General features: G+C 51.8%; 18 protein-coding genes. 7 read left to right on the forward strand and 11 right to left on the reverse strand.

Annotation, left to right across the window (positions count from 1 at the left end; genetic code table 11):
* Positions 1-131: 131 nt before the first annotated feature.
* The 5 genes from S7A_RS18165 to S7A_RS18185 all read right to left on the reverse strand — a co-directional run bounded on the left by S7A_RS18165 (position 132) and on the right by S7A_RS18185 (position 9,278).
* Positions 132-1,430 carry a cytochrome c gene (locus S7A_RS18165; protein ID WP_009092778.1) on the reverse strand — a complete coding sequence of 433 codons (1,299 nt, stop codon included), beginning with the start codon at positions 1,428-1,430 and terminating at the stop codon, positions 132-134.
* A gap of 12 nt (positions 1,431-1,442) precedes the next feature.
* Positions 1,443-3,218 (reverse strand): GMC family oxidoreductase, encoded by a 1,776-nt coding sequence (locus S7A_RS18170; protein ID WP_009092779.1) that lies wholly within the window; start codon positions 3,216-3,218, stop codon positions 1,443-1,445.
* Positions 3,215-3,919 (reverse strand): gluconate 2-dehydrogenase subunit 3 family protein, encoded by a 705-nt coding sequence (locus tag S7A_RS18175; protein ID WP_009092780.1) that lies wholly within the window; start codon positions 3,917-3,919, stop codon positions 3,215-3,217. Before S7A_RS18175 ends, S7A_RS18170 begins: the two co-directional genes overlap by 4 nt.
* Positions 3,920-4,323: 404 nt before the next feature.
* Complete coding sequence (locus S7A_RS18180; RefSeq protein ID WP_009092781.1) at positions 4,324-8,355, reverse strand: Ig-like domain-containing protein; 4,032 nt, start codon at positions 8,353-8,355, stop codon at positions 4,324-4,326.
* A gap of 497 nt (positions 8,356-8,852) precedes the next feature.
* Positions 8,853-9,278: a VOC family protein gene (locus S7A_RS18185; protein WP_009092782.1), complete on the reverse strand. Its 426-nt coding sequence runs from the start codon at positions 9,276-9,278 to the stop codon at positions 8,853-8,855.
* A gap of 412 nt (positions 9,279-9,690) precedes the next feature.
* Between S7A_RS18185 and S7A_RS18190 the strand changes: the two genes are divergently transcribed.
* Positions 9,691-10,845, forward strand: a complete 1,155-nt coding sequence (locus S7A_RS18190; RefSeq protein WP_237712325.1) for an MFS transporter — start codon at positions 9,691-9,693, stop codon at positions 10,843-10,845.
* 181 nt (positions 10,846-11,026) lie between these two features.
* Here the strand turns inward: S7A_RS18190 and S7A_RS21430 are convergent, their stop codons facing one another.
* Positions 11,027-11,290: a hypothetical protein gene (locus S7A_RS21430; RefSeq protein WP_009092784.1), complete on the reverse strand. Its 264-nt coding sequence runs from the start codon at positions 11,288-11,290 to the stop codon at positions 11,027-11,029.
* Between the two features lie 340 nt (positions 11,291-11,630).
* On the reverse strand, positions 11,631-12,122 hold the full coding sequence (locus S7A_RS18200; RefSeq protein ID WP_009092785.1) for a GNAT family N-acetyltransferase: 492 nt from the start codon (positions 12,120-12,122) through the stop codon (positions 11,631-11,633).
* A gap of 84 nt (positions 12,123-12,206) precedes the next feature.
* Here S7A_RS18200 and S7A_RS18205 point away from each other — a divergent pair, with 84 nt between their 5' ends.
* Positions 12,207-13,187 (forward strand): LysR family transcriptional regulator, encoded by a 981-nt coding sequence (locus S7A_RS18205; protein ID WP_009092786.1) that lies wholly within the window; start codon positions 12,207-12,209, stop codon positions 13,185-13,187.
* Between the two features lie 331 nt (positions 13,188-13,518).
* Here S7A_RS18205 and S7A_RS18210 read toward each other — a convergent pair whose 3' ends face one another.
* Positions 13,519-14,538 carry an alpha/beta hydrolase gene (locus tag S7A_RS18210; RefSeq protein WP_009092787.1) on the reverse strand — a complete coding sequence of 340 codons (1,020 nt, stop codon included), beginning with the start codon at positions 14,536-14,538 and terminating at the stop codon, positions 13,519-13,521.
* Positions 14,539-14,882: 344 nt separating this feature from the next.
* Here S7A_RS18210 and S7A_RS18215 point away from each other — a divergent pair, with 344 nt between their 5' ends.
* Positions 14,883-15,521: a LysE family transporter gene (locus S7A_RS18215; RefSeq protein WP_009092789.1), complete on the forward strand. Its 639-nt coding sequence runs from the start codon at positions 14,883-14,885 to the stop codon at positions 15,519-15,521.
* Here the strand turns inward: S7A_RS18215 and S7A_RS18220 are convergent.
* Positions 15,492-16,310 (reverse strand): AraC family transcriptional regulator, encoded by an 819-nt coding sequence (locus S7A_RS18220; RefSeq protein WP_009092790.1) that lies wholly within the window; start codon positions 16,308-16,310, stop codon positions 15,492-15,494. The two genes, S7A_RS18215 and S7A_RS18220, sit on opposite strands and share 30 nt — an antisense overlap.
* Positions 16,311-16,867: 557 nt before the next feature.
* Between S7A_RS18220 and S7A_RS18225 the strand changes: the two genes are divergently transcribed.
* The 4 genes from S7A_RS18225 to S7A_RS18240 all read left to right on the forward strand — a co-directional run bounded on the left by S7A_RS18225 (position 16,868) and on the right by S7A_RS18240 (position 19,685).
* Positions 16,868-17,188 (forward strand): transcriptional regulator, encoded by a 321-nt coding sequence (locus S7A_RS18225; protein ID WP_009092791.1) that lies wholly within the window; start codon positions 16,868-16,870, stop codon positions 17,186-17,188.
* A 43-nt stretch (positions 17,189-17,231) separates the two neighbouring features.
* Complete coding sequence (locus S7A_RS18230) at positions 17,232-18,521, forward strand: arsenic transporter (RefSeq protein ID WP_009092792.1); 1,290 nt, start codon at positions 17,232-17,234, stop codon at positions 18,519-18,521.
* A gap of 12 nt (positions 18,522-18,533) precedes the next feature.
* Positions 18,534-18,959: a glutaredoxin-dependent arsenate reductase gene (gene arsC / locus S7A_RS18235; RefSeq protein WP_009092793.1), complete on the forward strand. Its 426-nt coding sequence runs from the start codon at positions 18,534-18,536 to the stop codon at positions 18,957-18,959.
* Positions 18,960-19,118: 159 nt separating this feature from the next.
* Complete coding sequence (locus S7A_RS18240; protein ID WP_009092794.1) at positions 19,119-19,685, forward strand: N-acetyltransferase; 567 nt, start codon at positions 19,119-19,121, stop codon at positions 19,683-19,685.
* A 107-nt stretch (positions 19,686-19,792) separates the two neighbouring features.
* Here the strand turns inward: S7A_RS18240 and S7A_RS18245 are convergent, their stop codons facing one another.
* Together S7A_RS18245 and S7A_RS18250 are read right to left on the reverse strand one after the other, a co-directional pair.
* Positions 19,793-20,089, reverse strand: coding sequence for a hypothetical protein (locus S7A_RS18245; RefSeq protein WP_009092795.1), 297 nt, complete (start codon positions 20,087-20,089; stop codon positions 19,793-19,795).
* A gap of 302 nt (positions 20,090-20,391) precedes the next feature.
* Entirely contained in the window at positions 20,392-20,661 is a 270-nt protein-coding gene (locus tag S7A_RS18250; RefSeq protein ID WP_009092796.1) for a hypothetical protein, read from the reverse strand.
* Between the last annotated feature and the right edge of the window lie 113 nt (positions 20,662-20,774).

Below are 20,774 nucleotides of genomic sequence, written 5' to 3' on the forward strand. Positions count from 1 at the left end.
GCTGAACCGGCCATCATCCGGGAGCGAATCTGTTGGGAGCGTTGTCGGTTGCAGACGGCAGCAGATCAGTGCAGGTGCCTGTAAACAAAAACGTCGCGCCCGGAGGGGACGCGACTTTTTTTTATTGCTGCTTACTGATTCCGGTTTTCAGGGGTGGGCTTTGTCGGTTCGGGCAACTCTTTACGTAGTTTTTCGACCTGTTCCGCTTTCACCGGTGGTGCCTGATTACCCCAGCTATTGCGGACAAACGTCACCAGGTCAGCCACCTCCTGGTCGCTGAGACGCCAGGCAAAATCTGGCATCGCCAGCCCGGTCACCGCATCCTTTGTAACCGCCATTTTGCCTCCTCGCAGCACAATGCTGATAACCGACGAAGGGTCATCACTCAGGACCGCAGAGTTACCGGCAAGGGAAGGGAAGGTTTTTGCATACCCCTTGCCATCGAGGCGGTGGCAACCAGAACAGTTATCCATATAGAGTCTGGAACCCAGCATGCTAACATCGCCCCTGATGAGTGCGGCGGTTGTCGCGTCTTTGCGGGGTGCAGGAGGCGTTTCGGACGCCGATGAGCCGATTGATTTCAGATAGGTTGCGACCGCATTGAGATCGGACTGGCTCCAGTATTGCGTACTGTGCTCAATCACGTCGGTCATCGAACCAAAAGCAGCCGAGGTGTTGGTGCGACCTGTTCTCAGGAATAGCGCGATATCCTCGTTCGACCAGCCGCCCAGTCCCGACTTAACATTTCCCGTCAGATCGGGCGCGTGCCAGCCTTCCAGTGTTCCGCCGGTCAGATAACTTTTTCCCTGCTGATCCAGCGCTTTCTCCTGAAAAGCAATGCCGCGCGGCGTATGGCAGGTGCCACAGTGACCCAATCCCTGGACAAGGTAGGCACCCCGGTTCCACGCGTCGCTTTTCGTGGTGTCAGGCGCGTAAACCTTATCGTCGTGAAAAACGCTGTTCCATATGGCCAGAGGCCAGCGCATATTCAGCGGCCAGGGAATGTCGCTTTTTATGTTCTGCTGGTGGACGGGTTGAACGCCATGCATCATATAGTCATATAACGCATGCATATCCTCATCATTGATTCTGGCATAGGCCGTGTAGGGCATCGCCGGATAAAGATGACGTCCATCTTTCGCAATGCCCTCGCGTAAGGCTTTGGCAAAATCGTCGTAGGAATAGTCACCGATGCCGGTCTCTTTATCGGGGGTGATATTGGTTGAGTAGATCGCGCCAATTGGCGTCGACATCTTCAGCCCCCCGGTAAAGCTCGCCCTGCCCGCAATGGAGTGACAGGCAACGCAGTCGCCCGCTGTAGCAATATATTTTCCCTTGCTGATGTTATCCGGCGCAGTCTCTTCCGCAGCAGAGGCGAAGCTAAACAATAAAGTTAAAAAGGGCAGTAACTTTACACAGGTTATCTTCATCGTCTTATTCCTTTAAGCCTGAACCATCGGGCCGGGGTTCTTCAGGTAAATCGTTTTTATGGCGTTCGCTGAAAAGAGCGTGGTCGCGCCGACGATTCCGGTTGGGTTATAGGCATGGTTTTGCGGGAAGCAGCTTGCGCCGGCCACGAACACGTTGGAAACGTCCCAGCACTGAAGATATTTATTCACCACGCTGGTCGCCGGGCTGTCTCCCATGATGGCGCCGCCTGTGGTGTGAGTGGACTGATAAGGGCGAACGTCGTAGTGCGCAGAGAGGGACTTGAACCCCATATCGTAAGCGTCAGGTCCGATCGCTTTGACGATATTTTCCGTTTTGCCCGCCATGAACTGGGTCATCCTGAGTTCATTCTGCTGCCAGTCAAAGGTCATCCTTAACAGCGGCAGTCCGTAACCATCTTTGTAGGTCGGATCGAGGTCGAGGTAGCACTGTTTATAGGGCATGACGGAGGAGCTGACGCCGATGCTCATGTTATGTAGATAGCTGTCCCGGATGGCCTTTTTCCAGCCCGTTCCCCATCTGGGCGCGCTCTTCGGTGTGACCGTCTGTTCAATCGGCCGGCCACCGGTCACATGGGCAGAGACGGTGCTGCCGCCGATAAAGCCCACTCCGGCGTGATCGAAGTTTTCACTGTTGTAATTGTCTATATAGGCCCCTGAGGCACCCGTAGCGGCAAAGTGGTTAAACCACGTCTTTTCATTGAAGAAGAGTTTGGCGCCACCCAGCATCTGATAGGCATAATTTTTTCCAACCACGCCTTCGCCGGTTTCCGGATTGTAGGGTTTGCCAATCTTAGAGAGCAAAAGCAGCCGGACGTTATGGAGCTGGAAGGCACTGAGAATGACAACGGACGCGGGCTGCTCGACTTCACGGCCATTTTCATCGATATAGGTGACGCCGGTGGCCAGTTTGCCCGAACTGTCTTTGTTGACGCGTAACACATGCGATTTACAGCGCAGCTCAAAGTTGTCGTACTGCCTGAGCGCCGGAATAATCGTGGTTTGCGGTGACGCTTTTGAATAGTTGTAGCAGCCAAATTTTTCACAAAAACCGCAATAGTTGCAGACGCCGAGTGCGACACCATAGGGGTTGGTGTAGGCTTCGGTGCATATCGCCGCCGGGCCGGGGAAGGGGTTATATCCCATCTCTTTCGCAGTTTTTTCAAACAGCATGGCGGAGTACTGATAAAGCAGCGGTTTAGTCGGGAAAGGATTCGCACGCTGCGCTTCGAACGGGTTACCGCCGTCAATGCGCTCTCCATTAAGATTTCCGGCCTGGCCTGAAGCCCCGCAGATCCGCTCAAACTTATCGAAATAGGGTTCCATTTCACTGTAGGTGAAAGGGTAATCCTGAAGGGTCATATCCCCCGGAATAAAGCTGGCACCATATTTCTCGGTGACGACCGTTTTCAGTCTGAGATCGGCTTCCAGAGGACGCCACAATAATCCATTCCAGTGAACGCCCGCTCCGCCGACACCATCGCCCGGCAGGAAAGAGCCCATACGGCGATAGGGCAGAGCCGTATCTTTAGTGGTGTGCCTGACCGTGACACTCTCTTTTGAGATGTTCTGAAAGAGTTTAAGTCTTACGCCGTAGGTTAATTCATCAACGATGCGCGGATAGGCGAAATCAGGATAAGTGTCCCGTTGCTCACCCCGTTCAAGCGCGACAATCTTCAATCCCGTTGACGCCAGTTCCATTGCCATCAGCGAGCCCGCCCAGCCAAAGCCAACAATGACTACATCAACCGGTTCTTTTTTAATCGTCATTTTAATGCACCATACTTACCAGAAATACTGACCGGACCTAAGGGATAAGGTTTGTCTGGATTCTCCATCACCTGAATAAAATCCGCGCGTGCGCCCGGAAAACCGATCAGTTTCCAGGATGCCATGGTCTGATTACCGCCATGTACGGGATCGGCTAAATAGCCCTCTTTCGTGTTTTGTAATAACTGAGAGAAAAAGAGTTTTCCGGAGAGAGCGTCGAGACTTAATTTGCCGGCATCCAGGTCATGTAAAATGGCTTCCTGTTTGTCTCTGGCTAAATCGGCAAAATTATGCTGGAGATTATCACGGCAATATTTATTCAGGCTGGCGATCCCTCTGCGGTAAATATCACGCGGCACCAGATTAGTCTGGTAGCCCATTTCCGGAATCGACTCCTGAAACGGGGGGCTCATATACCAGAGGTAGCCATGACCGTAGGGGAGTTCCATCTGTCTGTCGATGTAGACCGGAACACCTTCACTTACCGCACCGGGGCCGAACTCATCCTCAGGGATCAGCAGGTCGGTAGCCGCTAAAATGAACCGCCACTCGTCGTTATTAAAAAATACCGGGACGTAATGAAACGTTTCCCCTTTTTCTTTGGCCGATGCGACCGCGCTGACTGCTGTTGTTCCCGCGACCGCGGCAATGGGAATGAGTGAAAATGTTTTCCGAAGAAATGATCGTCTGGATGACTTCATCTGGCGCTCTTTTAAAATTTATACCGATTCTTCCTGAGCACAGAGATATTCCTTTCTGTACCCGTTTCCTTTGCTCGCCCTTATCTGAAAAAGGACATAATTAATAACGTTGCGTAATTTTTGTTGTGCAATCATCAACTTCAGATTGTGTCTGGGCCTTCCTGGCGGACATAAAAATGAATCCCTGCTGTTTCCATTGATTTTATCCAGTAAAACACCGTTTCGCCTAGTGAAACAGGTGAGTTTTGTTATACACAAGTTTAACAAAGATGTTTTTTTGTTATTAATGTTGTCATTTTGTTGCGGAGGCTTGACGGCAGGCGTGATTTTTCACAACACCACCAGCCGCCTGACAGCAAAAGGCCAGGGCAGTAAATCCACCCTGGCCTGCTGGATCAGATCAGTTAAGCGTACAGATTATGCTGAATGAGGAGATCAGCCAGCGAACCCTCATAGCTGGCAGAGGGGGTGTGATAAAGATCGTACTGATGGCCGTCAATGTTGCGCTGCCCATCCTCGCTCCAGACACCGCCTTCGGTGGTACTCAGCGTGACCGCATTGCCCTCTGCCTCTTTTATCGTCATCAACTCACGGGTATCGCCAGTCAGCGGTAACTGCTCTTTTTGCTCCAGCGTAACGCTGTTGCTGCTGAAGGCATTCAGGTCGATGACCCCGCTATTGCTGACTGACAGCCCGAGCGAGGTAAAGTCCAGCGCCTCGTGCGAGCCATTCGGCATCAGGGTGTCGTGACCGGCAACGCTGTCCAGATGGGTAAGCAGATTTAACAGAGAAGGCGAGGGCGTTTCACCGCTTTGTGTCTCTGGTGTGTCGCTATGGCCATCACTGTTGTGATGAAAGGAAGTGCTATCCATCGCGCGCGCAAGTGCTGGCTGTGGATCGGACGTATAAAGCTCGACGACGTGCGAAACGTGATTAACGTTACCTGCCGCATCGCGAATACTTGCGGTAAGCATATACTCGCCCGGTTCAGCGGTGTGCGCATTCAGCGCCTCAGGCTGAACGGCCCATTTGCCTTTGCTGGTAACGGTGGTTTGCCACTGGTGGTCACCCAGACTGACTGTGACGATATCGCCCGCTTCACCTGTGCCAGATATCCGCTGCTGCAGGCTGCCAGCATTAAGATCGATTTTCTGTCCTTCTGTCAGATGGGTAAAAGCGATTCTGGGGGCACAGGCATCTGCCTGATAGGTCGTGGTTATCGTAGCCGTGTGGCCTGTTGCGTCAGTCGCGGTCACGACAATGTCGTGCTGACCATGACCGAACCCTTTTTTCATTGTCTCCGGCGTCAGGGAGAGGTTCCAGTGGCCATCGTCACTGACCTCAGCAAGGTGATGTTTGCCGCCAGTCATCACGGTGACCGTCTGACCGCTACCGGTTACGCCAGTTGTGCCGGTCAGCGTCGCGCCCTCTTTTTTCTCTGCACGATTGAGCCAGCCGTCACCAAATGGGGTATCAATGACAGGGGCAGGCTCGCCGGGGTGATCCACCACAGGCGGGGTACTGCCGTCGTCGGTGGGATTATCGGGCACGGACGGCACCGGGTCGCCGCTGTTGTCACTGACCGGTGAAGTCAGGTCGACCGTGACGTAGCCACCCTGTTCAAACCAGTTTCCCGCGCCATCCAGCACGCCAAACGACAGGCTGTTGCCGCCCTGAGAGAGCTCTGACGCGCTGATTTCTGCCCGCCAGCTGCCATCAGGCTGGATCACCGCATAATTCCAGTGAAAGGTATCATCAACCTGTACCGCAAAGGTCTGGAGCGGCAGCGGCGCTTCAAGCGTGCCGCTGATGACGTACCAGGTCTCACCGTCATGCTCTGTCTGATTTGCCTGAGTGATGTCGTTGACCGTCACCTTTGGGTTGCTGCTGTTGTAATGCGTAATCAGCAGCAGATCCTGGCTGAGGCTGGTACTGTTACCATTCTGATCCGTTGCGCTGACGTTAATGAGGTAGTTCCCGTCCTGGATAGTCCTGACGTCGCTGTCAGAGAGCTGAACCTGCCACTTATCCTGATAGACGCTGCCCTGCCAGGTTCTGCCGTCCAGGATCAGTTCAACCGGGGTACCGGAGGGGAGATGGGCAGCCGTACCGGAGAAGATAATGCCGTACATCCCCTCCTGATAACTCACCGCATTGTCGCCGGTGACCGGATCCAGCGTCAGCTGCGGTAACGCATCAGACGCATAGATTTGCACGCCTGCTGAGGCAGAGCGGCTGTTACCCGCTTCATCGGTTGCTTTGGCCACGACAGAGTAACTGCCTTCCTCCATCCCCTGCAGCGTTTCTGCAGGCACCGGGAACTGCCATTGACCGTTCTGATCGACGATGGCACTCCAGTGCAGGGCGCCAAAGGTAACCTCAATCGTGCTGCCCGCTTCACTGCTTCCGGCGATCACCAGCGCGCTGTTGATTTCCTGACTGTCGATCACTCCATCCCCGGCCAGCGGATCAATCCTGACAAGCGGATCCTGCGTATCGGTAATAAAGGTTGCCTCACTGGTTCCAGACTGGCCCCAGCGATCGGTAGCGGTCACCGTGATGGTATGGTTCCCCTCTGCTAACTCTGCGTCTGCCAGCTGGAGGGCAGAAAGCGAGACTGACCAGTTGCCCAGGCTGTCCACGGTGCCCGCATAGTTAACCCCATCCACGTCCAGGGTGATCTTCTGGCCCGCCCCGGTCACGCCGGTAGAGCCGCTCAGCGTTATGGGCTCAAAGCGCTCACTGGCGTTCATCAGTCCATCGCCAAACGGCGTGTCGATGGTCGGCTGTGGCGGGGTTGCATCAGACGGCGGAACTGACGGCTCGACGGTGATCGCTTTGCTGGCGGTAGTCGTACCGCCAGCGCTGTTTTCAAAGGTGACGCTGATGCGGTTAGATCCGACCGGCAGTGCCTGCAGATCGGCAGCCGGCAGGATGACGCTCCAGCTGCCATCCGCAGCCAGGGTTGTTGTATAGGACTGACCATTCAGCATAATGGTCAGCGTGCTCTCTGCGGCAAGATTTTCTGTGGTGCCGCTGAACGTTTGTGATGTGAGTTTCTCTTCGGCGCTTAATACGCCGTCACCGGTAAAGCTGTTAATGGTTAAAGATGGCGGGGCACTGACGGGCGGAACCGGCGTGCCACCGTCGGCTGGTGGGGTATTGCCGCCATCCGCTGGATTGTCGTCGGTGATCGGCGGAACGCCACCCCCGCCCTCAACCGGCGTGGTGAGGTCGGCTGTGACATAACCACTCTGTTCAAACCAGTTTCCCGCACCATCCAGCACGCCAAACGACAGGCTGTTGCCACCCTGAGACAGCTCCGACGCGCTGATTTCCGCCCGCCAGCTGCCATCCGGCTGGATCACCGCATAATTCCAGTGAAAGGTATCATCAACCTGCACAGCAAAGTTTTTGAGCGGCAGCGATGTTTCCAGGGTGCCGCTAAGGAGATACCAGGTGTCTCCGTCATGCTGTACCGCATCCGCCAGAGTGATGTTATTAACGGTGACTTTTGGATTGCTGCCATTGTAGTGGGTGATCAGCAGCAGATTCTGACTCAGGCTGGTACTGTTACCCTCAGGGTCCGTTGCGCTGACGTTAATAAGGTGGTTGCCGTCCTGAATAGTCCTGACGTCGCTGTCAGAAAGCTGAACCTGCCACTTATCCTGATAGACACTGCCCTGCCAGGTTCTGCCGTCCAGCGTCAGTTCAATCGGAGTGCCGGAGGCAAGGTGCGCGGCGGTGCCGGTGAAGAGAATGCCGTAGATCCCCTCCTGGTAACTCACTGCATTGTCGCCGGTAACGGGATCCAGTGTCAGCGCCGGTAACGGAATAGCGGCAGGGGTTGCCTTCACGTCGTCAGACGCAGCGGGCGCGCTTAAAGTGGAAATTTCAGCAGCGGACGCCAGCGTTAAGGAGGCGTTTTTTTCGCTGCTGCTAACCCCCGGAGTGAAAGTTGCACCGTTTAACGCCGGATCTGTCGGAGCCAGGTAGAGGCTTTCTGTGGTTTCCACCGTTGATAAGGCGGGCTCAGGCTCTGCCACAGGCTGGGGCGGGAGGGGCGTTAAGGACTTCGCATGGTCAGAAGAATGCCACTCTGGCGTAAGCGTGGCGACACTCTGCGTATCGGCTGTGACATCCCGGCTGAACCGCGCCTGATGCAGTAAATTTCCCTCCTGAAAACGCAGCGTACTCTGCTGGCCTGCAAAATCAGTGAAGAAGTTCTGATAGCGAAGCGAGTCGCTTTCCTGCAGGTTGAGAATGAGATCCTGCCCCTGTTTCTGATAAGAGGAAACCTGAGACGGCGGGCCCTGAAGCGTAATAATCGCGGGTTCATTCAGAACAGAGTGTAATTTGTCTGAAGTAAACTGAGACAGTGTCTGACCGTTTGTCAGCGAAACAACTGTGACGCGGCCCGTGCCTGAAAATGCCATGGAAATCTCCGTATATACCAGGTTGTGAGTAGGCGATGCCTTTAAAATAAAGCGCGACTTTATTTATTTCAGGCACGCAACGGCCAGCGTCCAATAAAGTTATAGAGCCGGACCCGGTACTCAACGGATCAGACGTCATCCGCAGCAAGGATAAGGGTTAAAATCAGAGCCAGATTAACTATTCCGTTTGGAAGAGAGAATTTATCTGCTGGCAAGATAAAATAGCACCACTCATTGCAAGAGGTCGGGCGTCGGCTCATTTAAGCTTTATAGACTTTAACGACTTTTCGTCATTAAAAACGTGAACGGTTGACGCTGGGTAGAGATAAACTAATCCCCGTCTGCATGCGTGGCTATTAGGGAAAATCTGGAATTTTCCCTTTTTGCGTTAATGCTTCAGGGTGATTTAAATATTCTTTGAAAATTAGCCGGAAGCTTTTCATTTCACGGCTGAATTTCCCGGACGTTAAAACCATAAAATTTTATCCGTCCTGTGACTATTCTTCCGCTGCAGGGTTATCTTTTTCAGGAGAATAGTGCTGATAAACGCATGCCAGCTTATGTCCGTCAGGATCGCGCAGATAGGCAACATAGAAATCGGGTCCGTACGCGGTTCGTGTTCCTGGCTCGCCTTCATTCTTTCCTCCCGCAAGGAGGCCAGCGGCATGAAACCGTCTGACAATGTCGGCGTTATCGGCGCTGAAAGCGAACATTGTTCCGTTTCCCGCCGTTGCGGGATGACCGTCAAAGGGAGGACAGAGGCAGAAGCTGAATCCTTCATCCGGATGATTTCCTTTCCCCCACATTGCCCAGCCTTCTGTCCAGGCAGGCTGCCGTTCATAGCCCAGGACGTCGAACAGAGCGTTATAAAAGTCAACGGAGCGCTGAAAGTTATTGGTTCCTGTCGTGATATAAGCCAGCATTTTCTTGCCTCCTGTTACCGATTATGAGCAGACCTTTTACCTTTCAGAGTAGCAACCAATAATTTCCCCTGATATGCCTGTTAACGGTTTGGAGTGAGGGCTGCCCTGATATCAGCAGTAATGTCGGCTTTCTGTTATCTGCTTTGCGCATTCCCTTACATTGCTCTCAGATAAAGAATCTTTCCCTTATAAGATGGCGAATAAAACCTTTCTTTAACATTTGTATTGCACGATATGTGAAATAATTTTATTACTATTTAATCACTTATGCGCTGCTGCGCGCGGGATGCATTCATAAAACAGAATAAGGAGATTTATGACAACTAAACCCGTCGCAGAGGAGGGCACGGCGGCAGGATTAATCCAGACGCTGAAATCTTTTCCGGCAACAGTTCATGCGCTGCTGTTTTTTATGCTGGTCATCCGCTTCAGCTATTTCATGGCCTGGCCTTTTATCTCCGTGATCATGGCACAGCATTATCATATGTCACCGATTGCGATTGGCGTGGCGATGACCAGCAGCGCACTGTTTTCAGTGGTGCTGGGTATGTATGGCGGGCAGATCTCAGACAGGCTGGGTCGACGCGTCATTCTCCTCATGGGCTGTGGTTTTTCTGCGCTGGGCTATATCATTCTTGCTCAGGCCGCAGGCATCGGACTGTTTTTCATTGGCCTGATGATCATCGGCATTTCCTTTGCCTGGGTTGACCCTCCTCTGCGTGCACTCATGAGTGATTTGCTGGTGGACCGCCGCCGCAGAGCGCTTGCCCTGCAAATGCGCTACTACCTTATCAACGTCGCCGCGGTATTTGGTCCGCTGACCGGAATTGCGTTCGGGCTTACCTCTCAGAAGGGCACATTCCTGATTACGGGTTTGTCGTATATTCCTTTTTTCGTTTACGTCCTGCTATTTGTGCCCGCGGGTAAATTGCTGAAAGCGTCACAGGCTGGCAGTGAGGTTTCGTTAAAACTGCATCAGGTTGTACGTATTATTGCCAGGGACAAAATCTATATTGCCGCGCTGCTGTGCAGCATTTTGTGCAGTATTGTATTCATCCACTACGAAGCCATCCTGCCCCAGTACCTCCTTATACTGGATGGGGATGCCGCCATAAAACTGGTTACTCTGATACTGGTGACGAATGCCTGCACCGTTCTGGTCTTTCAGACGTTTATCATGCGGTTTCTGGCACCCGTTTCCCTGCCAAAACGCATTCTTCTGGGCGGGTTAATTTTCGCACTTTCGCAAATCTGCTTTTTTTGTACGCGTTCGACAGATATCGGGCTCTGGCTTACGGTAACCAGTTTGTTCAGTATCGGAGAAGCGATCCTGATGCCGAACCTGAACATCCTGCTTGATCAACTGGCACCGGCAGCGCATCGGGGGGCTTATCTGGGTGCCTCAATGCTGTCGTCTCTGGGAATTTCTGTCGGACCGTTAATCGGTGGGGTAATGCTGGCGACAACCGGCGCGGGTGTCTTTATCTGCACGGCTTTGCTTAGCCTGCTGATATGCGCGATTATTTATACTTACAGAGGCAAAATGCTGGCGCGTCTGACGGAGTGATCTCAACAGGCGTCGGTGCCTCGCGCGGCCCCCGGGTTCTGCAAAAGCGCAGTGGGGCTGTATCTTCTGATGAGAGTGAAATAACCGGCCACGTTCGGCATCGGGTGAGGTTTTTTATTGCTGAAAGGCGCGGTCACAGGCGGGGTGGTGCGGTAAATAAATTCCCCGCCAGAGGTTATTCTTAGTGGAGGTTTTCTTTCACTTCGGCACAGGCCGGGGGACGCTGAGAATAGAGGTACTCGTATAAGAGCAGCATTCCTACCGGGTTATCATCCAGATTTTCGAAATCCACATGAAGCTTATCCAGAAGATACTTCCTCAGATCGTCCGGGGTCATGTTTTTATGGGCAGCCAGTGCCCGGCACAACTGGGTCACGATCTCGCACTTCACTGGGTACGGCACATCAGGATTATAAATTTCCGGAACGGAGTGGGTCTGATTCATTTCGATACCCCCTATAAACGCATGGTCTGACTGAGAGGACAGGGTGCCCGCTGATTTGAGATAAGATATAGCAAGGATAAGACCTGGTGTAAATTGAGAACCCTATTGCGGTTATGCACGGGGATTCGGGTTCAGGCAGGCTGCAGAGGAGATGCCATTTTAGCTGCGGTGAAACGCATATCGGATAGATATATTAGCGGTTTGACATGTATGTGCTTTAGTTCTCTGGGCAGAGACGTTTATATAGCAGGTGAATTATTTATACCTGACATATGAACGTCTGGCTGACTTTTTAGTGGGAATGAAAGTGGCATTTCAAAAGGTTGTCTGGAGGCCCGACTTACAGCGTCATGGACATTTCATGCCATGCCATGCCGCCATGTTCTGAATCAGAAGGCTTAATGTAGTCGAAGCCAAATTTAGCATAAAATTCAATATGATGCGTTTTACACATAAGGTGAATTGTTTTTTTATCTTTTTTCCTCATCAGGTTAATAAATTCGCGCATCATCTGACCGGCATAACCTCTGCCCTGACAGACAGGATCAACCACAACGGACATGATCACTACGTTTGGCGCATCGGCATTATGACCAATCAGCTCCTTGAATTCCTCATCAGACATGACAACCTCCCAGGCACACCCACAGTTGATGAAGCCGATAAGCTTTCCATTTAGCTCTGCGCATAAAAATCCCTCCGGATAGCGTTTAATACGAGTGGCAATCTTTTCTCGTGTAGCGGCTTCGTCACCCTCATAAGCTTCGCTTTCGATGGCATAACATCCATCCAGATCTGAAATGGCAACTTCACGGAAAACTGGACTGGTCATTTTATCTCCTCAATGGCTTATTCTGGACCTCGTTATTTTACTCACATATTATGATGAACCTACTGCATTATCCTCAGGATGAAAATGAACACTATGCATCAGGAATTGAGGTCTATCGATATGAACCTGCTGCTGGTTTTTGACTCCATTTATCGCCATCGCAGGATAACCCTGGCCGCGGGAGAGCTGGCACTGAGCCCGTCGGCGCTGAGCCATGCACTATCCAGGCTTAGAATTGCTCTGAATGATTCGCTCTTTATCAGGCAAGGGAGCGAAATGCAGCCTACTGCGCGGGCTCACGCCATTGCATCAGGTTTATCTGCCGCACTTAACGCTATGTCAGACAGCCTCAGAACTGCAGACGTGTTCAAGCCTGAAACCAGTAACCAGACATTCCGTTTTGCCGTCACAGACTATACTGCGGCCGTTTTTTTCCCTGCGCTTATTACTCTCCTGCAGAAGAAAGCGCCAGGTGTCTCGGTTAAAACTTTTTATTCAACACACCATGATTCTCTGAACGAACTTCTTGCCGGTAAAGTTGATTTCGCTATTGGATTTCAGGCTCCTGGTATGCGCCATCACAGCCAGACTGGCGTCATTGAAGGCTTCACGGATGATTATGTCGTTGCGGTGAATAGTAAACACCCGCGCATAAAGAGCAGGCTGACACTCGAACATTTTCTGGCGGAAGGGCATATTGTTGTTAATCCGTGGAATGAAGTTCGCGGAGTTATCGATCAGGAACTGGCAAAAATGAACATAAAGCGACGCATAGTTGTTGAATTACCCAGTCTTTTGTCAGCACCGGCAATCGTCACACACTCAGAACTGATCACTACCTTGCCTGAGAGAGCGATAAAAACACTTTTCTGTTCGCAGTCCTTTAACTGCTTTCCTGTGCCGTTTTCTGTGTCCCCTTACAGACTGAACGCCTATTTTCATCATGGCCGCAGTGTCACTCCCGGCCATCACTGGATGAAAGATGTCATTTACGAAGTGATGAACGATTTAGCCAGACAGCAGCTGAATGAATCGCTGCCTCTGGTTCAGGCTAAGAAAAATTGAAATAATCTCGAAATTAAAATTTCGCATAATGGAATTTTTCTGGTACTGGCGGATAATTAAGCCCAGAGTGGATTTTTTTAACTCACCCGGTAATAAATATTTGCGTTTATCATCATCGACAGCGGCTGCACCTGGCTTTTTTGCTATCTGTAAAATCTTATAATGAAGGCCTCTTCGGGTTATCAGGTATCAATTCGATCATTGTATGCCGCTTATTCAGGTTGCACAGAGACGAGTCATAAGTCGCTGATGCCTGACTGCATTAAAGCCTGAGAAGTCAGCCGGCGCTGGCCGGCTGATTCGCCCTTTTACAACGCATGAATCACGGCGTTTACTTAAGATGTTCCTTCAGCTCTGCTGACGCCTGGCTAATCGCCGTTCGCACCGTTGGCTCTTTACTCAGGGCATTCAGCAAACCAAAGTCATGGATCATGCCGTTATAGCGCGTGACGGTTACCGGCACACCAGCAGCATCCAGTTTTCGGCCAAATGCTTCCCCTTCATCACGCAGTACATCCAGCTCGGCAGTCTGAATCAGCGTTGGCGGTAACCCCGCCAGCTCGGCTTTGGTTGCGCGCAGCGGCGAGGCCAGAATGTTACTCCTCTCCTTTTCTGAGGTGGTGTAGTTGTCCCAGAACCACTTCATCATGTTTCGCGTCAGAAAATAGCCATTGGCAAATTGCTGGTAAGAGGCATCATCAAAATGAGCATCGGTAACAGGCCACAGCATCACGTCATAGCGTATTGCCGGTGTTTTATGTTGTTTAGCCTGTAACGCGACGGCAGCAACCATGTTTCCGCCCACGCTGTTCCCCACCAGTGCCAGACGCTTACCGTCCACGCCAATTTCACTGCCATATTCGGCCACCCATTTTGTTGCCTCATAAGCCTGGATAATCGCAACCGGATAATGGGCTTCAGGTGAAGGTGTGTAGTTCACAAATACCGCCGCAGCACCGGACTCATTAACGAGATCGCGAACCAGACGCTCGTGTGTAGGAAAGTCACCCAGTATCCAGCCACCGCCGTGGAAAAACATGAACACCGGTAACTCGCCAGAGGCACTGGCAGGTTTCACTATCGTCAGCGTCAGCAGTTTGCCCATTACCGTGATGGTTTTTTCAGCGATCCGGGCGGGCGGCAGTGGGGCACCTTTCTGCGCTCCGGTCAGTACTGCGCGGGCCTCTTCAGGGGATAAGGTCTCCATGGGCTTTCCGCCACTGCTGTTCAGTGCGTTAAGGAACGTCGCCACGCCAGCGGTAGGTTGCGGCACGTTTTCAGCAGAATCAGCCCAGGCTGACGTCATCTGACTGGCTAACAATAAAGCACCTGCGGTAATTTTTATTTTCATGACGGCTTTCCTTATGTTTGCTATTAAGTAGTGTGCTATTTAGTTTGGTTACACTGACATCAAATGACCTTGTTGTAAACTATTAAATAGCGAGCGATGTAAATGGCGATGTTATCGCGACAGAAGGAACACTTCGGACTGATTCCCGTCCGGACAAGACAGGAGAGGGGGGCGACCAGACGTGCGAACCGATTTAACATTATGGCTCAGCTAAGTCGTTGATGAAGGATACGATGTGTCCTTAGATCTGCCTCTTCGCGCAATTTCTTCCAATACGAATTACCGATCGGCTGCTTAACTGGTCGGGTAAACGGGGATGTTAAGACGATTAGAGGCTTTAAATTATGATCGAGTTTTCGAATGGCTTCTTACTGAGCCTTTCATTGTGTCTTGATATCGGGATTGCCAATATTGCGATGATCACCCTTGCCATGCAACGCGGATATTTTCATGGTTTCTGGCTGGGAATGGGGACGTGTGTGAGTGATCTGGCATATGCACTACTGGCGCTGGCGGGCATGGCCGTACTGCTTCAGTATGAAGTCGTTCGCTGGATATTGTGGATCGGGGGTGGTGCGATGCTTATCTGGTTCGCAGGCAAAATGCTGATAGCTGCTTTCAGAAACGCTTCGGAGCCTGACGTGAGCGAAACGCATCACTCCCGTCCGCTCATACGTGAATTCGGGCGTGGTGTAGTGCTCGCCATGTCGTCTCCCTCGGCCATTCTCTGGTTTGCGACCGTGGGCGGTGCGCTGATCTCCCGGATGGGTCCGCACAATGTTGCCGCTACCTCCTGGTTTCTGGGAGGATTTTTCATTGCGGGCATGTTCTGGACGTGTGTCCTGTGCCTGGTGGGAAGTTTTGGCGGCAAACTGCTGGGTCAACGCCTGCTTAAATATTCCTTTATCGCCTCGGCGATCATATTCAGCTATTTTGCGCTTTACGTGATTGTCTCAGGCTACCGGGAATTTATAGTGGCCTGATCTGACCTGCGAAGCATAGTGTTGGGGGGTAATTCCCATCACTTTGCGAAACGCATTAATGAAATGACTCTGATCGTAAAATCCCAGCATGAGTGCCGCATCAAGCGGATGCACATTTCTGCGAAGCAGGTCGCGGGCATGGTGCAGACGTAGCTGCATGTGATATTGCAGAGGCGGCATACCTGTGTGCCGGGTGAAGACGCGAACAAGATGATATTTACTCATCCCTGCCAACTGAGCGAGCATCTCCAGCTGTGGTCGTACGCTAAGGTGCTCCCGCAGGCAGGCAATAACAAGGTTGATTTTCTGCTCGTCCCCCTGCTGAAGAAGAGCTGGCGACTCAAGCAGTTCACCACAAAGTAAAATCAGTTCCTGCTCCTCATCCATGCCCCGATCAAGCCGGGCCGATGATGCAAAACGGGTCAGCGCGTCAAACAGGCGGGTGTTATTGATTATGCCTTCGCGCAGAACCGGGGCTTGGTGAGCGCTATTGAGATTCTCCTCCTCAGCCAGCTTTTTTATCAGAGCCTGAGGTATGTGTACGCTGATAAATTCAACTGCGTGAGTATCAAAACGTGAAGCCTGAATCGTTCCCGGATTGTATAAGGTAACCTGCCCGCTTTTGACATAAGCGGTTTTTCCCGCCAGCCAGATTTCCTCTACCCCCGTCAGGTTTGCACTGATGACATATTCATTGTGGAGATGTTTCGGAAAGCCAGAGTTACGGGCTCTGACCCGTGAACACTCTATGCCATTCCGGCTAAACCACTCTGCGGATTCTAATGACAATGCTTATGGCCTTATTCAGCATTCATGAATAGTTATTGATAAAACCATTTACTGAGTGCCTTATCAATAGATGTAATTCCTTCAGGCACGGTCCACTGGTGTCAGGAGATTGCCAGCTCTGGACGACTGCCCAGAATTAGATACGTCTGTCGATAGTCAGTCCGGGATGGGAGAATGTTTAATGCATCGTCGATGCGGTCACATCATGAAGAAGGTCTCATTCGTCCTTTTTTGTCGATCTTTTGCCACGCTTTTACCACCTGACCAGACTGCGCATCCCGGTAACGTTGTGATGCGATTCCGGCGCATCATCAGGCAGGGGTAAATCAGAGGGATTCAGGATGCCCATGCCGTCAGCAGACGACCGGCTTACTCTGCGGCATAGCTGAGCCATAAAAGATCAGGATTGATGGTGGCTCCCGCTTCAGCAATGCGCTGATCAAAGCATCCAGGGTCAGGGCTGAAAATTGTTCCATTTTGTTCTGCGGAGGAATTGGGTGGTTTTAAACTCAACACATATGAACTAACATATGTGTTTTCGATGCGCGGAGTGGAAAATGCTACAGCCTGTTCAGCTTTTTAAAATCCTGTCAGATGAAACACGGCTCGCCATCGTGATGCTTCTGCGGGAATCCGGAGAACTGTGCGTGTGCGATATCTGTGCAGCCACGGCCGAATCACAGCCCAAAATATCACGCCATATGGCGCTTCTTCGCGAGGCGAAGCTTGTGCTTGATCGTCGGGAAGGTAAGTGGGTCCACTATCGTCTGTCACCGCATATACCGGCGTGGGCCGCTGAGACAATCACGACGTCCTGGCAGTGCCTGCGGGAGGAGGTGCGAGAATGGCTGGCAAAATCGGCCTGCACCTCCTGCTGAGGCTGGAAACATATTTACGTAATCATATGTAATGGAGTCTGAAATGTTACTGGCTGGAGGGATATTTCTACTGACGCTGATATTGGTGATCTGGCAACCCAGAGGGCTGAGTATTGGCTGGAGCGCAAGTATCGGAGCTGCGCTGGCGCTCGGAACCGGCGTCATCCATATCGCTGATATTCCCGTTGTCTGGAATATCGTCTGGAATGCGACAGCGGCATTCATTGCGGTCATCATCATCAGCCTGCTGCTCGATGAGTCCGGCTTCTTTGAATGGGCCGCTCTGCATGTCTCCCGCTGGGGTAACGGACGTGGCCGCCTTTTATTTACCTGGATAGTCCTGCTGGGTGCCGCTGTTGCTGCATTGTTTGCCAATGACGGTGCCGCGCTGATCCTGACGCCAATTGTCATTGCGATGCTGCTCGCGCTGGGATTCAGCCAGGGCACAACACTGGCCTTTATCATGGCGGCAGGATTTATTGCAGATACGGCCAGTCTGCCGCTCATTGTTTCTAACCTGGTCAATATTGTCTCGGCAGACTTCTTTGACCTGGGCTTTACGCAGTACGCCTCCGTTATGGTGCCCGTGAATCTGGCAGCGATTGTGGCCACGCTGGTGATGCTGCATCTCTTCTTCCGCAGGGATATTCCGGCGACCTATGACGTTTCGCTGCTGAAGACGCCAGCCAGTGCGATAAAAGATCTGGCAACCTTCAGGGCGGGCTGGATTGTCCTGTTATTGCTGCTTGTCGGTTTCTTTGTTCTGGAACCGCTGGGCATCCCGGTCAGTGCGATAGCAGCGGCTGGCGCAGCAGTGCTGTTTGTGGGGGCGAAAAGAGGCCATGCCATTAACACCGGGAAAGTCCTGCGTGGTGCACCCTGGCAGATCGTTATTTTCTCGCTTGGCATGTATCTGGTCGTCTATGGCCTGCGCAATGCAGGGCTTACGGAGACCCTGTCTGGCGTGCTGGATCTGCTGGCAGACAAGGGTTTATGGACAGCGGCGTTCGGTACCGGCTTCCTGACGGCGTTTCTCTCATCAGTGATGAACAATATGCCGACAGTTCTGATTGGCGCGCTGTCGATTGACAGCAGCACGGCGACCGGTGTCGTCAAAGAGGCAATGATTTATGCCAACGTGATTGGCTGCGATTTAGGGCCGAAAATCACCCCGATTGGCAGTCTGGCTACCCTGCTGTGGCTGCACGTGCTTGCCCGGAAAAATATCACGATTACCTGGGGTTATTACGTGCGAACCGGCATTGTCATGACTGTGCCCGTTCTGTTTGTCACTCTGGCGGCGCTGGCGTGGCGGCTCTCTGTCACTTTGTAATGAGATACTGATATGAGCAACATAACCATCTATCACAACCCGGCCTGTGGCACCTCACGCAACACGCTGGAAATGATCCGCAACAGCGGCAACGAACCTGCAATAATTTATTATCTCGACACGCCCCCGACCCGTGATGAGCTGATCAAACTTATTGCAGATATGAGGATTACGGTGCGCGCCTTGCTGCGTAAAAACGTTGAGCCTTATGAACGTCTGGGTCTTGATGAAGAGACATTCAGTGATGAGCAGTTGATTGATTTCATGCTTCAATATCCGATTCTGATTAATCGACCGATAGTGGTTTCGCCGCTGGGCACTCGTCTTTGCCGCCCTTCAGAGATCGTGCTGGATATTCTGCCGGAAGGTCAGAAAGGCGCGTTTACAAAAGAGGATGGCGAGAAGGTTATTGACGAAACGGGGAAGCGGGTAAAGTAATCCGTCCACTTCAGGTGAACGGACGCCTGGTGACGCTATAGGGTGTCCGCTTTTCGCTCAAGGCTAAGCTCACTTATATATGGGGCCAAAGAGTCAAGGTTTGTGGTTGGGCTAAACCCCGGCTCGACTATGACATTTTTTCAGTGACAGGGAGTAAACATGGAAGTAACAGTAGAAATATGTCCGCCAGATGAATGGGAATCCATGGTGAAAATTTTTACCGAGATGGAAGAGCACTACTATGGTAAGGGCATTATTCAGGAAACACTGATGAAGCATTATCTCAGTAACCGACTCTTCAGTCCGCTCTCCGCTACGCTGGTGCTCAGGGCGCGTCGCGATGCTGAAATCACTGGGCTGGCGTGTTGCACTATTCTCTATCCCTCGCCGCGGTACAGTGGCGAAATGCACATTAAAGAGCTGTATGTCTCCCGGCGTGAGAGAGGTAAGGGCACGGGTAAATCCCTCATGCGTTTTATGGCGAAACTCGCTCTCAAGAATGAGTGTCGTAGCCTCAGCTGGAATGCCGAGAAATCAAACGCTGAAGCAAACCGTTTTTATCAGTCATTAGGGGGCAAAATAAATAGCGATATCGTGAATTATCATCTTCATGGTCACCTCCTCAGTGAACTGGCTTCCGGCAGTCCGGCACTGTCTGGCGACTCTGCCGGTCAGGCTGTCGCACCGATTTGGCCTGCGAGCAGGGCAGAGGGAACTGCGGAATAGTGATGCCAGGTCCGGAGTGCCAGAAGCGGGCCAGTCACCTGTACGCTGCCTGAGTAAGCATTCACGGCCAGGGGCGTGTATGTATGCTGGCTGAGAAAATCGTGAAGTCAGAAAAGGGCTTCTTTAATGCTGATTTCCTCTACCCGGAGGATTGAGGACATGTCAAAACCTTTCATGTCAGACCTGAAGGCCTCGCTGGTCATATACTCCTGATTTATAGCCTGTATGTCGGCTCCCTCCTGATAGGTCACGGTGGCAATGACCTGACACTCATCACTCAGATAGACATGATTGACATATATATTAAAAGCGGGAAGAGAAATCATATGCCGGGGCCAGTGTGTACGGAAATAAACTTCTGCTGACTGTCTGTCTTTGAGTGTGTAAATCCTGACCTGTTTCATCTCATCCATCCTCTTGTAGTAGTTTTCATTAAAACGACCCGCCAAAGCATACTCACTTTATTTTTTAGTAAATTAGCAAAAGACCACTTTTCGCCAGGATATGACATTTATAGCGAGGATTTTTTTAAAATCGCGGATACGTTTCTTCTCTGAGCACCTCTGAAATAACACTCAGTACGAATTTAAGATGCTGACAAGGCCGGCGTAAATGATGGAGTGAGGCGAAGGGGCCGAAGGCAGAATGTTTTATCTGTTGCACATCAGTGCAGACACCTCTGCAAGGTGTCTGCACTTTTCAGACGTTATGCGTCGCCATCTCCGCAACCCACACCCAGTGACGGATCGTCACAGCTCTTGTTAATCTCCAGATGGTGATGCCAGGCGGCCAGTTTTACCGCGCTTGCATCAACAGAAGCCCCTGGTTTTTTTACAGACACGCTTCCGGCTGAAGCTGAATCAGGGGTTATCTGAGAAGGCTGCTCTTTGGCAAACGAAGCGCCCTGTAAACCGGCCATGACGACTGCTGCTAAAGCTGTCGTTTTAAGCGCGTTTTTAATCACAGATGCCGACATAATAAATCCTCTTGGCTTGAGTAATGGGACGCTGTCAGCTCTGAGTTGAGCGCAGCGCGTGGGAAAAACAATCATAAATCTGAGCGCAGAACACGCGATATAAGCCATAGCAG

The organism is Pantoea sp. Sc1 (assembly GCF_000255315.1).
Classification (GTDB): Bacteria; Pseudomonadota; Gammaproteobacteria; order Enterobacterales; family Enterobacteriaceae; genus Pantoea; species Pantoea anthophila.

Coding starts and splice junctions, on each gene's coding strand:
- S7A_RS18170 (WP_009092779.1), bottom strand. CDS start 3,218: ATGACGATTAAAAAAGAACCGGTTGATGTAGTCATTGTTGGCTTTGGC.
- S7A_RS18215 (WP_009092789.1), top strand. CDS start 14,883: ATGATCGAGTTTTCGAATGGCTTCTTACTGAGCCTTTCATTGTGTCTT.
- S7A_RS18245 (WP_009092795.1), bottom strand. CDS start 20,089: ATGAAACAGGTCAGGATTTACACACTCAAAGACAGACAGTCAGCAGAA.
- S7A_RS18210 (WP_009092787.1), bottom strand. CDS start 14,538: ATGAAAATAAAAATTACCGCAGGTGCTTTATTGTTAGCCAGTCAGATG.
- S7A_RS21430 (WP_009092784.1), bottom strand. CDS start 11,290: ATGAATCAGACCCACTCCGTTCCGGAAATTTATAATCCTGATGTGCCG.
- S7A_RS18200 (WP_009092785.1), bottom strand. CDS start 12,122: ATGACCAGTCCAGTTTTCCGTGAAGTTGCCATTTCAGATCTGGATGGA.
- S7A_RS18180 (WP_009092781.1), bottom strand. CDS start 8,355: ATGGCATTTTCAGGCACGGGCCGCGTCACAGTTGTTTCGCTGACAAAC.
- S7A_RS18225 (WP_009092791.1), top strand. CDS start 16,868: ATGCTACAGCCTGTTCAGCTTTTTAAAATCCTGTCAGATGAAACACGG.
- arsC (WP_009092793.1), top strand. CDS start 18,534: ATGAGCAACATAACCATCTATCACAACCCGGCCTGTGGCACCTCACGC.
- S7A_RS18205 (WP_009092786.1), top strand. CDS start 12,207: ATGAACACTATGCATCAGGAATTGAGGTCTATCGATATGAACCTGCTG.
- S7A_RS18250 (WP_009092796.1), bottom strand. CDS start 20,661: ATGTCGGCATCTGTGATTAAAAACGCGCTTAAAACGACAGCTTTAGCA.
- S7A_RS18190 (WP_237712325.1), top strand. CDS start 9,691: ATGCTGGTCATCCGCTTCAGCTATTTCATGGCCTGGCCTTTTATCTCC.
- S7A_RS18175 (WP_009092780.1), bottom strand. CDS start 3,919: ATGAAGTCATCCAGACGATCATTTCTTCGGAAAACATTTTCACTCATT.
- S7A_RS18240 (WP_009092794.1), top strand. CDS start 19,119: ATGGAAGTAACAGTAGAAATATGTCCGCCAGATGAATGGGAATCCATG.
- S7A_RS18230 (WP_009092792.1), top strand. CDS start 17,232: ATGTTACTGGCTGGAGGGATATTTCTACTGACGCTGATATTGGTGATC.
- S7A_RS18185 (WP_009092782.1), bottom strand. CDS start 9,278: ATGCTGGCTTATATCACGACAGGAACCAATAACTTTCAGCGCTCCGTT.
- S7A_RS18165 (WP_009092778.1), bottom strand. CDS start 1,430: ATGAAGATAACCTGTGTAAAGTTACTGCCCTTTTTAACTTTATTGTTT.